Below are 13,910 nucleotides of genomic sequence, written 5' to 3'. Positions count from 1 at the left end.
GGGCTCAGAGAACGGTTCTCTATTACCTTTTTCTGCTTCTTCTCTTGCTTTCGGGCTCAGAGAACACTTCTCTGTTACCTTTTTCTGCTCCTTTGGTTTTCATCTGCTTAATGAACACCACTTTTCCCTGCTCTCTCAGATTTTTGGTTTTCATCCACTTATGAATACCTACTTCCTTCTCTAACCCCTCTTATTTTCCAAATGCTAACCAACAAAAATTTCATCATCACCAAAAACGCAATAAAAAGCTTACCGTACTTTTTCATTCGTACGGTAAGCTTCATTTTAAGCTCTATCTTTTAAATTGGAACCACTCAAAATCAAAATTACTACCTGGTAAAAAGACAAAAGTTACTTTTTGTATTCCAGTTATTTTCTCTAAATCAAATACGCGTTCTTCATAGCCAACAGAGTAAAGAAATTCAACCATCTGATTGCTTTCGCCTTCTTGGTTTGCGGAACGTATATGAATGGTGTTTTTTTCAATTGGTGACTTTCCTGAAATAATGAGCTTTGTTGCCCCTGTCTCAGTAAAATCAAATTCTTCAAAAGTTAATGATACATTATTGCCAATTCCTTCTACGCAATTTTCTTTTACTTCAAAGGTATCCCCATAGATGTGGTTACACTCAGACGCATAATTACGTTCAAACGCTTGATTTTTCTTTTCAAAATAAAAACCTTTAATATGGACCTTCTGATGTAAGACAAAGCACAGTGATTTAATTCCACGAAGTCTTTTTGACAATTGGAATGTCTCTTCCTGATAAACATTCCACTTAGATGGCTTTTGATAAATGACATCTGCTAATAGCTCACTGCCCTCTTCATCCGGCATTCCTTCCCAAATTTGGATTGGATACTCTTCATCTGATAAGGAAAAAATCGGCATCGTAATTTTGTCTGATCCATAATTTCCAAAGTCTATTTCTCGAAATCCTACTTGTGTTTCGCCATCCCTACTTGTGGCGACACCTCGTTCATTCCCATTAGTTACTTCGCCTTTGCTGTAGTCATATAAACCAGCTGAGATAAATCCGTACGGATCCTTATAGGCTTTTCCGAGACCAGCTGCCTTAAACTCTAGCTCGGAAATGAGTTTTGTTTTATCTGTACCATTCTTATTTGTACAACGAAGACGAAATTCACCATCTCCTAAAGCACTAACCTTTACTTTATCACCTGCTACTTCCACTTTCGAAATATTCGATTCAATACCAGCATCGTTTACAACACTCCACTCTACTTCTCTATAAGAAGTGTCTGCAGGGATTAGTTTAGCATGAACGAATATGTCTGTTTTAGTTGGGTCGAATAATTGCCCAGATTCACTAATGATTTCAATTTTACGAAGAGGAATTTCTCCTTCTTCTCCCATCACAATTGGTGTATCAGTGTTTTTCATCGTTGCAGATATCCCAACTAATTCATTGTCTTCAGCCGGTTGAGCGTCTATTTCTAGGCATGCACTCTCTAGTCCTTTAGAATTTACCTCTATCTGAATTTTCCCAGGTTCAGTCGTTGCAGCAATTATGGCCATTAGCTTCCCACTAAATAATCTTCTGCTTAAACCTTTGTACTGGTCATAATCCGTACTATCTCCATTATCTAGACCAATCAAACGACCAGCACCTGTTACATTTACATTTACACGATTTGTAGCATTTTCAACTAGGTTTCCATCCTGGTCCTTTGTTGCAATTTCGATAAAAGCAATATCCGTTCCGTTTGCAGTAAGTATTCGCTTATCTGCATTCAAGCAAATTTTCTTCGCATCATCGAAAGAACTTTTCGTATCCGTTGCGATAATATTCCCTTTTTCATCATAGGCAATTGCTGTTAACTGCCCTTTTTCATAAGGAATTTTCCACCAGCCAACCAGCTCTGTTCCCTTTTCATGATCGATAACATGTGTACCAATCTTATTACCATTCAGCTGTAATTCCACTTTAGGTGCGTTTGAGCATACACGAACATCAATCATCTGCCCTTCACTAAAATCCCAATAAGGAAAAAGATGTACCATTGGTTTTTCCCGGTAGTCTGTCCATTCTGCTTGATAAATATAAAAGGAATCCTTCTTAAAAGTAGCTGTATCAATTTGACCAAAATATGCATTTTTCGTATGATAAGGGGTTGGTTCCCCGATATAGTCAAAACCTGTCCAAATAAAGGTTCCTAGGGAAAATACTGCATCTCTGTCTGCTATAATACAAGCTTCCGTTGACTTAGCCCCCCAGCTAGTGGAGCTATTCCCAAGGGCCGAACACTGTTCATCATCATCTGCAAGAATGGATTGTTCATAAGGGAAATGATAAATGCCCCTACTTTGGACAACAGATGCAGTTTCACTACCATATATAATCCAGTCTGGATGCTCTTCATGGTGTTTTTGATAATATTTTTCACCATAATTATAGCCTGCTACTTTTACAATATCTGCACATTTTTGTGCATTTTCCCATGGCATATAATTGGATCCAATCGTCATCCATGCATTTTGCTTCGGATCATATTTATGTACTTCCGCCATTAACTTTCTAGTTAATTCCTGCCCTCGCTCATCTGCATGGGTATCATAAATCTCATTTCCAATGCTCCACATTAATAAACTTGGATGATTTCGATCGCGCTTCACCCAGCTTTTCACATCGATTGGTGCCCATTCCTTAAAGAATCGTGCATAATCATACTTTGTCTTTGGTCTTTCCCACATATCAAAAGCTTCTGAAATAACGAGAAAGCCCATCTCATCAGCCAAGTCCATTAATTCCTTTGCAGGCATATTATGGGCTGTCCTTATGGCATTCACACCCATTTCTTTCAATATTTCAAACCTTCTCTTTAAAGCTTGTTTATTAAATGCAGCTCCTAACGCTCCCAAATCATGATGTTCGCAAACTCCATTCAGCTTCATCCTTTTGCCATTTAAATGAAAACCTTGCTTTGAATCCAGAATTATATTTCGAAAGCCAATGTTTTGTGTAATAGCTTCTACTGTCTTTAATTCCTGATTGATAATTTGTAATTCTGTTTGAAGCTGATAGAGATTGGGCTCGTCCATGCTCCACAGCAATGGATTATCGACAATGAGCTTTTGCTGATTCAAGACAGAATTTTCCTTACCAAAATCTATCGTTTCAGAGACAGATGCTATTCTTTGATTTTTGAAAAAAATTGAATGGCTAAGCTGCACATCTTGATCAAGTGCTAATTCTGTCTCAACTTCAACATGCCAGCGAGTATCCTCTTGATTCATCGTAATGTATATTCCATCTGTTACAAGATGATTAGTATCTCTTGTTTTAAGCCAAACGTTACGATAAATTCCAGCTCCTGAATACCACCTACTATTGGGGCTTTCATATACAACCTTCACGAGTATGTTATTTTTCCCATCAACCATAGCGGCTGTAATATCATGCTCAAACGAGGAGTAACCATTTTTCCATTCCCCTACAAACTGATTATTTACATACACAGTTGAATCCATATATACGCCATCAAAGCTTAGCAGTACTTGTTCACCTTGTTGCTTAGAATAGAAAAAGCTTTTGCGATACCAGCCAATGCTAGATTCATAGAGATCAAGAGTATTATAAATAAGCCAGTCATGTGGCAAATCAATTGGCACAAAATCTAGGTTTCTACTATCTTCGACTTCTAAACTTGTTTTTGCAAATTCCCATTTATCATTAAAAAGCGTTTTCATATTCATGTAAGGTTGCTCCTTTATCGTTAATTTCCTATACATTTCCCTGCGAGGAAAGGGGTTGTATCAATCGCTAATATTTTTATTACCTTTGAAAAAATGATTTAGTTGCACTTATTGCTTCAAGAGAAAGGATTGAAACCTTCCTCTGCCTACTTTATCTCTGGAATACGCTTAATAGTTGGATCGGTAAAAATATCGTATTCATCCCGACTAGTCGTTGAAAACTCAGAAATGACAGCTCCCTCTTCACTTGCCTGGAACCAATGAAGGGTATTAGGAGGGATTGTGTATTGGTCTCCAGGATTCAATTCTATTTCATGAAAGACGGTGTAATATTCTTTGCTTGCTTCTGGAACAGTTGCTTTTCTATTCACTGTCTCTTCTCCTTCCACATACAAATATACTTTCCCGAATCTGCATCGAAAGGTTTCTGTTTTTCCTACAATATTATTGATTGGTGGATGTTTATGCTCTGGACAAGTTTGATTTGGAAATAACACTAGTTCCTTCGCACAATAATGATCATTATTGATATACGTAATCAGCTGTAATCCTTGTGTATCTAATTGATCTAATCCAAAGTCCGCTACCTCTACTGCTTCTTGCTCTGATTCACTTAAGATAATTCCTGCCTGATTTAAGAATTCGAGGGTACGCTTTTGTACTTCTTGATAGATCGTGTTAGTCAACATATTAAGCATCCTTTCCAAAAAGATTGTTATGGACATCATAAATTGCAAAAGCTGTTACTTCTGTTGGTATTCTATTCAGTTAAAAAAAGTCCCTTTATATGGGCAGAAGATATGGTAGCTGAGCCATTGATGGCTACATTAATCATCCATGCGCGGCTCCTTTCTATTTCATTTTATTTGCGACCTTAATGAATAATACAAATTTTATTGAAGGAAACTAGAATTGCCTAATTGGAAATGAGACGAAACTATTTTTAGTAATATCTAGATGGAAATAAAAATACTAAACTAGTATAAGAGAGGAAAATATCAAAGAATTGCTTAATTATTTCATGGTTATTTTTTCTGAAACATCTGTATACACTTTTTGATAACGATTACATATTTCTGTAAAATTTTTACTTATTATACAGAAATATAAATTAGTACTTTCAAATCTTTATTATAAGAAGAAAATTCTTTCTTTTCAAGATAAAATTGTAAACCTTTTCTTTTTAAATCAAAAAAGATGGCTCTTACGCATCCTTTCAGATACATTAGAGCCATCTTTTTTGATTCCTTATGCCGGATTTACTTCTAGTTCTACTTTAATTTTGATATCTTTTCCTACTAGTACGCCACCTGATTCAAGTACTGCATTCCAAGTAAGACCGAATTCTTCACGGTTGATTTTTGTTTCTGCTTCGAAACCGTAAACTTCTACGCCCCATGGATTTGTGCCTTTTCCGCCGAATTCTACATCAAATGTAACCGGCTTAGTAACATCCTTGATCGTTAAATCACCTGTTACTTTATAGTCATCGCCATCTTTTGTAATTGATGTTGATTTAAAATCAATTGTTGGATATTTCTCTGTATCGAAGAAATCACCTGATTTTAAATGATTATCGCGATCTTCGCTATGTGTATTAATGCTTGCTACATCAAACTTGAATGCAACGCTAGCTGTTGTTAAATCTGTTAAATCAGCAGCTTCAACGTCTGCAGTGTAAGAATCAAATTGCCCCTTTACTTTTGAAACCATCATATGTTTTACTTCGAATCCTACGCTTGAATGTGATTGATCAACTGTCCATTTTGCCATTTTAAAATTCCTCCCATTTTCCTTTTGTTTTTTTACTTTGAATTCAAGATATTTATTATAAAATTAGTCTCCCTTGATCTTTCTAGAAAATTTCAAGGCAAACTGATTAGAGATTGCTATTGATAATTTACTTTGAAATAAGTTATCTCTAATTAAAGATAATTTTAACACATCTATTTGTTTTGTCTATACTTTGCTGAAAAAATTTTAAAAAAATTTATGGAGAAATTATTCCCATCGTAAATTCCTTCTCCAAAAGGCTTGCTGTGCTTTTCCATTTCATTATGTACAGGGAAGGTGTTCTCTACTTTTACTGAATTTCTTTTGTCATTCAAACTATAAAAATAGTCCTTTTGTTAAAGTAACTAACACTTAACAAAAGGACTATTTCATTTGAAAATGTATTATTATGCTTTAGAATACTTCATCATTCTAAATACAAGGAACCCAATCCCTGCTACTAATAAAATACCACCAACCAAAAGCATTGTGTACATACTTGTAGCTGTATTTGGAAGAGCATTTCCTTCAGAAGAATTGGACACTGTTTCTTTAGAGCCTTGATTATCATTAACATCCTGCTCTAATTCCGTATCATTTTCAATACCAGCATTATCTCCAATATCTGTATTATCATCATCCGTTTCTGAACCTGTTGCATCTGTTGGATTATCTGTATCGCTACTATCGTCTTCATTCCCACCAGTTTCAGGATTTTCTACTTCTGGTTCCTCTGGTGTAACTTCTTCCTCTTCATCCCCAGGTGTTTCTGGATCTGTCCCAAGCAAATCAGTAATTCGTCCTTCTAGAACAGGGTCGACCACTCCACCTAAATCCTCGACCATATATTTACGAAGCTGTTCCCAATCAATTTCACCAATATCTTGCACTCTACCCTCTTGATATGCTTTAGCGAATACGTCAAATCCATCTCCGCCTTTAGCAGTAAAGTTATTTGTTGTTACAAGATATTTCTGATTTGCTTGGATCTCTTGATATTCTCCATTTACTTTTACATACATGGATATAACACGAGATCCAGACTCTTTTGTACTATCATACGTAAATTTCATGCCAGCTACATGGAGGAAACCACCGCTTTCTGCTGGTGCTTGACTTACACTATGTTCAAGAATTTGCTTTATTTCCTCACCAGATAGTTCTACAACTACTGGGTCATTTCCAAAAGGAAGCACAGAAATGATTTCTCCAATTGTAATGGGACCTTCCTCAATTGCCGCACGGATTCCGCCACCATTTTGGAATGCAATAACGGTTTCTGGATATCTTTCTTTTGCTTTGGCAAGCATTGCATCTGTCACAAGATTTCCTAATTCTGTTTCATTTGCGCGGACACTTACATCACTGTCCGTAAGACGTGGATTTGCTAGAGTTTTCTTAGCAATTGCCCCAGATTCCTGTGTAGAAAGCTCGGTTATTTTTTCTTTATATGGAGCTAAAATAGCTGCAGCTTCTGAATCTTCTTCTTTACTAGCAACATCAATTAGCTGTCCAGCTTGTCCGATAACTACACCATTTCCATCAAATTCCACCTGTAGTTTTCCTAATAATTGCGAATATTGATATGCTTGAACAACAACGGTCGGCTCTTTTTCTGTGCCCTTCTCATCTTTATTTACAACAACTGGCTCGCTTAACTGTGTATGAGAATGTCCTCCAACTACTACATCGATTCCATCGACATATGTAGCTAGCTGTAAATCGTTCCCGAAATCAGGATTGCTATCATAACCAAGATGAGTTACAGCAACAATTTTATTAATTCCCATTTCTTCAAATGCTTGTACAGCTCGTTCAGCCTCTTTAATATAGTTTAAGAATTTTACATTTACAGGACTAGAAATATTTGCTGTATCTTCTGTCGTTAAACCAAAAATCCCAATCTTTTCTCCATTTACTTCTTTCACCATCCCATCAAAAACTTTCCCATCTTCTGGTGAATCAGTAAACTCATTTTTAACAAGCTTATTCATGAATGCATCACTGGAAAAATCTACATTTGTTCCAAGTAGTGGGAATTTGGCTGCAGAAACAAACTCTGATAAGGATTTATGACCATTCTCACTAGATCCTAAATCAAATTCGTGATTTCCAAAAACCATTGCATCCAAATCCATCATATTTAATAGAGCTAAATCTGCTTTTCCATGATATTCATTGAAATACAATGTACCAGAAAAAACATCCCCTGCATTAAAAAGTAGCGCTTCAGGATCTTCTGTACGTACCTCTTTAATTGCTGTCATCATATTTGGTAATAGATCAGCATGTGCATGTGTATCATTCATATGCATAATCGTAAGCTTAAAGCTATCACTATTTTCCTCAGCATATGTACTAGCTGGTAAAACAATGGATACTAAAAGTGCAAGTGTAGTAATAGCGCTTAAAAGAAATGTAAAATGCTTCTTCCCTTTCATCAACCAGTTACCCCCTAATTAGTTCTGTTGACCGTAAATGGAGCTAATCGAATCACCATTCTATTTGTCAACTATTCTCCCTTATTGTAGAAACTCTCTATTAATCTACTATTAAGTGTTTGTAAAAAACAAAAAATATTTTCCCTTTAAATGACACCCCCTAATCCTTCTATCAACAACTGTGAAAATTTAATACATATAAATAGTAGTTTTCATTAACTAGTATAAAAAATTATTAAATCATTATCTATGCATTAAATAGACTTTTCTGAAAATGAATAAAAAGGCCCTGCTTTAAATCATTAAATTAAATCAACAGGACAAAAAAAGAGTGAAACTATTTATACTAATCTTTTCCGTAAAAAAAAGATTACTAGTTGATAGGTTCACTCTATTATTTATTTAGTTTTGTCCAAGGATTAAAACTCTCTAGCGAATACATCGACATGATCAGACAATTCTACCTTTAACTAAAAAAATAGGCACCAACAAAGTTGATACCTACTTTTTTTATTAACAGAATGAATCCTTTGATTTTGGTACAGAGAGTCCAAATAATGGGCGGAGGTATAAGGCTACGAACGTTCCAGCTAATGCTAGAATACCCCAAACATAACCATGTACGCTGAATGATGCGATACCGCCAAAATACGCACCAACGTTACAGCCAAATGCTAAACGTGAGCCATATCCCATTAGTAAACCACCAATAATCGATGCAAGCACATTTCCAAGTGTCACTTTTGAAAATTTAAATAATCCACCTGCAGCTGATGCTAAAAAGGCACCAAGGATTACTCCAAAATTAAGGATTGTAGTTGAATCTGCAAAAATAGATGCTTCTAGAGCTTGTGCATTTCCTTGCCAGAATCCCCAGCTTGCTACATCCATTCCAAAGAATTGCGCTACTTTTGAACCCCATAAAGCAAATGCAGACGTAATTCCCCATGGTGTGCCACGAGTCATTAATGTTAATGCGTTAAGTACAGCTAACACGATTGCTGCTGCAAATAATGGCCAAGAACCGCGGAAAATACGTTTCCAGCCTGTTGTTGTTGGCAGTGGGGCCATTTTTGGTGCTTTTCTTTTTCTTTCCACAACCAATGTAATCCATGCAATGAATCCAAATAAGATAATAGATACAAGCCAAGCTCCACCATAGCCAAGACCTGTTGATGTTGCTAATGAAATCGGTGCAAAAGATGGTAGATCTTCTGTCCAAAAAGACAGATGAGCTGCCCCAATCGTTGAACCAATAATAAAGAATAATAGTGTTACGAACGCAACAGAACGTCCCCCACCTACTGCATACAAGGTACCGGATGCACATCCGCCACCAAGCTGCATACCAATACCAAACATGAAGGCACCGACAACAAGACTCACACCAACTGGTGATACATAACCTGTTGCTCCAGTTCCAAAGAATGAAATGCCGTATGCTAAGATTGGTGCAAATAACGATACTGCCACTGCTAGCATTAACATATGTGCACGCAATGCTTGCCCATTACCAACTGATGCAAGTCTGCGAAATGCTGATGTGAAACCAAAACGAGCATGAAACAATGTATAACCAAGTAAAAGACCTAAAATTAATAATATAGGCTGCATACTCTTTTGTGTCATTATTAAGTAGACTAATAGAATTGCTGCAACAATAAGTCCACCGATAATTAAAGGCATCTGTGGAGCCTTTAATCCTTTTTGATGTTCAGGTAGACTCTTTGCATTTTGAGTCGATTGAACGTTTGCTGAAGTTGCCACCCCAAAACACCCTTTCCCCATTTATATAGTCGGAATTACTTTTTTTATCATAAAGTTATTTTAAGGTAGTGTCAATATAAAAATCCTCCTTTTTTTATTTTTATAAAAATAAAGCCTTTTCATCCATATAAAAAACCAGAAGTCATTACTCCTGGTTTTTCCTATTATTCTTTTTTCATTATTGATTTCCTTTTTTAACCCATTCTGCAACTGTAACAGTACGTTTTGCTTGGTGTTTTACAGCTCCTTGAACGTCTTCAATCATTTTACCGTCTTGTCCAACTGTTACACTTGTTCCATATGGATTTCCACCTGCTCCGAAAAGAACTGGATCTGTGTAACCTGGAGTAGCAATAATCGCACCCCAATGCATCATAGAAGTATATAGAGACAATAATGTTGCTTCTTGACCACCATGTGGATTTTGCGCAGAAGTCATCGCACTCACTACTTTGTTAACCGTTTTTCCTGTTGCCCATAATCCACCTTGTAAATCAATGAATTGCTTCATTTGAGATGGCATTGTGCCAAATCGTGTAGGAACGCTGAAAATAATGGCATCTGCCCATTCAATATCTTCTGATGATGCAACAGGTACGTCTTTTGTTGCGTCTACTGTTGCTTTCCATACTTCATTGCTGTCGATAACAGATTGTGGAGCTAATTCTTGTACTTTTACTACCTTCACTTCTGCTCCTGCTTCTTTTGCTCCTTCTGCTGCCCATTGTGCTAGTTGATAGTTTGTTCCACCCATACTATAAAAAACGACTGCTACTTTAACATTTGACATACTTTCCATCTCCTTTGATTTTCCGAATAATTTATTTAATATCCCCATAAGTACACCTGCTTTTATTTAGTAAAGGAAACTTATAAGAACCACCTCCATTGAAAGGATATTTCAATGTTAGCTGTTCTTCTTATTCCCTATTATATGAAATTTATGATTATTTTTTTCTTTTAACTAGATTAGATTAGCTATTAATAAATGTAGCATACCATTTAGCAGCTGCTTCTACTTCTTGTGCTGTTAATTGGTGACCTCTATTTTCCCAATGCATTTCTACATTAGCGTTGGCAGCGGCTAGCAATGATTGTAACTCTGTTGATTCTTCTGGTGAACAAATTGGATCATTTGTTCCTGCTGCAATAAATACTCCTTTTCCTGTTAAATCAGGAAGAGTAATTCCTCTTCTCGGAACCATTGGATGATGAAGAATGGCTGCTTTTAATGCATCCTGATAATGGAATAATAAGCTTGCTGCAATATTAGCACCATTAGAATAACCAATTGCAATAACATTGGCTCTGTCAAATTCATATTTTTCGGCAGCTTCATCCAGAAATTCATTTAATTCTTTTGTGCGAAAAATCAAATCCTCTTCATCAAAGATACCTTCTGCTAAACGCTTAAAGAAACGTGGCATGCCGTTTTCTAAAATATTTCCGCGGACACTTAGCACGGAAGCACCATCATCAATCATCCCAGCAAGAGGCAATAAATCTAATTCTGTTCCCCCTGTACCATGCAACATCAATAATGTTGGCTTTTGTGGATCTTTTCCTTTATTGAAAATATGTTTCATTCTTTCTCCTCCTCTAGAATTTTAACTTGTACATTAGGCAAAGAAGCTGTAAGCTCTTCTCTTTTTTCCTCTAGCCAATCAGGTAGCATAAGCTTCTCCCCTAGATTGCTTAATGGCTCGTCTACAGCAAATCCAGGTCCATCTGTAGCTATTTCAAAGAGTATGCCTCCCTCTTCATGAAAATATAATGCTTTAAAATAGTTTCGGTCTTTAAGCTCAGTTGGATAATACCCCTTTTCTACTAGAAGAGCCCTCCATTGCTGAAGCTCTTGTTCATCTTTTGCACGCCAAGCAATATGATGGATCGTGCCTGCTCCCATGAGACCGCGAACGGTTGGTGATAATCTGATATCAATCATATTACCTATATGTGATTCAGATGAAAAACGCAGATACTCAGCGTCTTCTCCAACACATGTAAAACCTAATATATTTTCAAGCACTTCTGCAGTTTTATTTGGTTGAGCAGAATGTAACGTTGCCCCGCCAAATCCCTTAATTGCAACAGAGGAATGAATATCGCCGATTTTCCAATTATTTAGTGGACCTTCCTTTCGTTCAACTAATTCGATAAGAAGACCATCTGGATCAGCAAACTGCAAATACTTTTCGCCGAATCTACTGTAATTCTCCACTTTCACTCCAAAATGTTGAAGTCGACTTTCCCAAAAACCACTAGAACCAACTGGTATAACATAGCTTGTAACACCAACTTGCCCTGTGCCAATTCTGCCCTTCAACTGTTTTTCCCATGGAAAGAAGGTGATGACAGTGCCTGGATTGCCAGTTTCATTCCCAAAATATAGATGGTACACTTCTGGTCGATCAAAATTAATTGTTTTTTTCACTAATCTTAATCCAAGAATACTTGCATAAAAATCAATATTTCTTTGTCCATCATTCACCATAGCTGTAATGTGATGAATCCCTGCTGATATTAGCAACCCTATCCTCTCCATTCAAAGAAATTATTTTGGTCTTTCTTTTGTGAAGATTTCTCCAATTTTTGCATAATCATTTCCTGCTAATCTGCTGACAGCACCTAATCCTCTTGGATCAATTCTACCGTCCTCGTAAATTTCTTCCTCGATATGGTATTGCACCACTCTTCCGATAAGAAAATCACAGCCAGGCTGGGCATTTTTATCTCCCAATTCTAATGCGTGCTCTAGCACGCATTCCAAACGAATTTTTGCTTCTTTGATGCCAGGCACATTGATTTTTCTGCTTTCCATTGGTGTTAGGCTAGCCAATTCTATCTCACTTTCAGTTGGTGAAAGGGATGCTGCCGTTTGATTGATCTGTCCGACATTTTGGTCATCCACAATATGAATAACAAATTCCTTTTTGTTTACTATATTTCTCGCAGTATCCTTCTGTTTTCCATTAGAGCGTTGAATAGATACTGACACCATAGGAGGTTGAGAAGACACAATATTAAAGTAGCTAAAAGGAGCTCCATTTAAAACGCCCTCTTCTGATAAGCTAGTAACAAAGGCAATTGGCCTTGGAATGATGCTTCCGATTAAAAATTTATAATTATCTCTTTCTGAAATCGTATTCGGATCTATGGCACGCATTAAAGAATCATCCTTTACAAAGTTAATCGAGATTTCTTACTTCAACTGGTATTAATCTTCGTTCTAACTGTTCTCTATATTGCTCATATTGACTTGGCAGCATTAAATTTTCTCCCATTGTTTCTTGAGATTCATCAATTGCAAATCCTGGAGGGTCTGTTGCAATTTCAAAAAGAATTTCCCCATGCTCTCTAAAATAGATTGCATTAAAATAATTTCGGTCTTGAACTGGTGTAACTTGATATCCATTTGCCGAAACATGTTTTTGCCAATCTAATTGATCCTCATCATCCACTGCTCTAAAGGCAATATGGTGCACGGTTCCAACACCCATCGAGCCACTTCTACCTGCTGTTGTTTTAAGATCAATCACATTTCCAATATCGCTGAAAGAACGAAATCTAATATATTCTCCTTCTTCTCCAACCTTTTCAAATCCCATTACCTTTTCTAAAACTTCCGCTGTCTTATCTGGTTGCTTGGATAAAAGAGTAGCACCGCCAAACCCTTTAATTGCGTACTCAGGCATTATCTCGCCAAACTGCCAGCTATTGTTTTTCCCTTCTTCTCTTCCCACAATTTCTAGCAATAATCCATGAGGATCCGTAAACGCTAAATATTCTTCTCCGAAACGCTCTGTTTTGGTAAAAGGAATAGCAAACTTTTCTAATCGATTTTCCCAAAATGGAAGTGCGCCTTTTGGAACAACATAAGAGGTTACTCCAACTTGGCCATCTCCAATTACCCCTTGGCGTGCACCAACCCATGGGAAGAAAGTAATTATCGTTCCAGGGTTTCCTCCTTCATCTCCAAAATATAAATGATAGGTTCCTGGGTCATCAAAGTTTACGGTTTGTTTTACTAAACGTAAGCCCAGTACTCCTGCATAAAAATCGACATTTTCTTGTGGATGGCCTACGATTGCTGTAATATGGTGAATTCCACTTGTTTTTTTCGTCATTTCAATTCACTCCCATTCTTTTATTTATTCTTCTTTATTCTTAATATTAGATAATAGATGAAAAATCATTTGTGCGTTTTTTAT

Annotated in this window: 11 protein-coding genes; 1 reads left to right on the top strand and 10 read right to left on the bottom strand. The window is 36.6% G+C overall.

Annotated elements, in window-relative coordinates:
* The coding region (locus ADJ83_RS26010) for a hypothetical protein (RefSeq protein WP_204375768.1) at nt 1-184 on the top strand (184 nt) is incomplete at its 5' end.
* Nucleotides 185-292: 108 nt separating this feature from the next.
* Here the strand turns inward: ADJ83_RS26010 and ADJ83_RS14050 are convergent.
* The 10 genes from ADJ83_RS14050 to ADJ83_RS14005 all read right to left on the bottom strand — a co-directional run bounded on the left by ADJ83_RS14050 (nt 293) and on the right by ADJ83_RS14005 (nt 13,826).
* A complete protein-coding gene (locus ADJ83_RS14050; RefSeq protein WP_048718071.1) occupies nt 293-3,718 on the bottom strand; it encodes a glycoside hydrolase family 2 TIM barrel-domain containing protein in 3,426 nt (1,141 codons plus the stop codon).
* Between the two features lie 146 nt (nt 3,719-3,864).
* Nucleotides 3,865-4,407, bottom strand: a complete 543-nt coding sequence (locus ADJ83_RS14045) for a D-lyxose/D-mannose family sugar isomerase (protein ID WP_031537919.1) — start codon at nt 4,405-4,407, stop codon at nt 3,865-3,867.
* A 559-nt stretch (nt 4,408-4,966) separates the two neighbouring features.
* Entirely contained in the window at nt 4,967-5,491 is a 525-nt protein-coding gene (locus ADJ83_RS14040) for a YceI family protein (protein ID WP_031537920.1), read from the bottom strand.
* Nucleotides 5,492-5,898: 407 nt separating this feature from the next.
* Complete coding sequence (locus ADJ83_RS14035) at nt 5,899-7,932, bottom strand: 5'-nucleotidase C-terminal domain-containing protein (RefSeq protein WP_048718069.1); 2,034 nt, start codon at nt 7,930-7,932, stop codon at nt 5,899-5,901.
* A 513-nt stretch (nt 7,933-8,445) separates the two neighbouring features.
* Nucleotides 8,446-9,699, bottom strand: coding sequence for a YeeE/YedE family protein (locus tag ADJ83_RS14030; RefSeq protein WP_031537922.1), 1,254 nt, complete (start codon nt 9,697-9,699; stop codon nt 8,446-8,448).
* A gap of 178 nt (nt 9,700-9,877) precedes the next feature.
* Nucleotides 9,878-10,489, bottom strand: coding sequence for an NAD(P)H:quinone oxidoreductase (gene wrbA, locus ADJ83_RS14025; protein ID WP_031537923.1), 612 nt, complete (start codon nt 10,487-10,489; stop codon nt 9,878-9,880).
* Between the two features lie 184 nt (nt 10,490-10,673).
* A complete protein-coding gene (locus tag ADJ83_RS14020; protein WP_031537924.1) occupies nt 10,674-11,285 on the bottom strand; it encodes an alpha/beta hydrolase in 612 nt (203 codons plus the stop codon).
* Complete coding sequence (locus tag ADJ83_RS14015; RefSeq protein ID WP_414630342.1) at nt 11,282-12,193, bottom strand: ring-cleaving dioxygenase; 912 nt, start codon at nt 12,191-12,193, stop codon at nt 11,282-11,284. The genes ADJ83_RS14020 and ADJ83_RS14015 overlap by 4 nt, the downstream gene beginning before the upstream one ends.
* 60 nt (nt 12,194-12,253) lie before the next feature.
* Entirely contained in the window at nt 12,254-12,865 is a 612-nt protein-coding gene (locus ADJ83_RS14010) for a flavin reductase family protein (protein WP_048718066.1), read from the bottom strand.
* A gap of 22 nt (nt 12,866-12,887) precedes the next feature.
* Nucleotides 12,888-13,826 (bottom strand): ring-cleaving dioxygenase, encoded by a 939-nt coding sequence (locus ADJ83_RS14005; protein ID WP_048718063.1) that lies wholly within the window; start codon nt 13,824-13,826, stop codon nt 12,888-12,890.
* Nucleotides 13,827-13,910: the final 84 nt, after the last annotated feature.

The organism is Bacillus sp. 522_BSPC, assembly GCF_001076885.1.
Lineage (GTDB): Bacteria > Bacillota > Bacilli > Bacillales > Cytobacillaceae > Niallia > Niallia hominis.
This window is presented reverse-complemented; position numbering and strand designations above follow the sequence as displayed.

What these genes read in the sequence shown, in the direction of transcription:
- ADJ83_RS14040 (WP_031537920.1), bottom strand. Translation starts at nt 5,491, where the DNA reads ATGGCAAAATGGACAGTTGATCAATCACATTCAAGCGTAGGATTCGAA.
- ADJ83_RS14035 (WP_048718069.1), bottom strand. Translation starts at nt 7,932, where the DNA reads ATGAAAGGGAAGAAGCATTTTACATTTCTTTTAAGCGCTATTACTACA.
- wrbA (WP_031537923.1), bottom strand. Translation starts at nt 10,489, where the DNA reads ATGTCAAATGTTAAAGTAGCAGTCGTTTTTTATAGTATGGGTGGAACA.
- ADJ83_RS14050 (WP_048718071.1), bottom strand. Translation starts at nt 3,718, where the DNA reads ATGAATATGAAAACGCTTTTTAATGATAAATGGGAATTTGCAAAAACA.
- ADJ83_RS14015 (WP_414630342.1), bottom strand. Translation starts at nt 12,193, where the DNA reads ATGGTGAATGATGGACAAAGAAATATTGATTTTTATGCAAGTATTCTT.
- ADJ83_RS14045 (WP_031537919.1), bottom strand. Translation starts at nt 4,407, where the DNA reads ATGTTGACTAACACGATCTATCAAGAAGTACAAAAGCGTACCCTCGAA.
- ADJ83_RS14010 (WP_048718066.1), bottom strand. Translation starts at nt 12,865, where the DNA reads ATGCGTGCCATAGATCCGAATACGATTTCAGAAAGAGATAATTATAAA.
- ADJ83_RS14005 (WP_048718063.1), bottom strand. Translation starts at nt 13,826, where the DNA reads ATGACGAAAAAAACAAGTGGAATTCACCATATTACAGCAATCGTAGGC.
- ADJ83_RS14020 (WP_031537924.1), bottom strand. Translation starts at nt 11,285, where the DNA reads ATGAAACATATTTTCAATAAAGGAAAAGATCCACAAAAGCCAACATTA.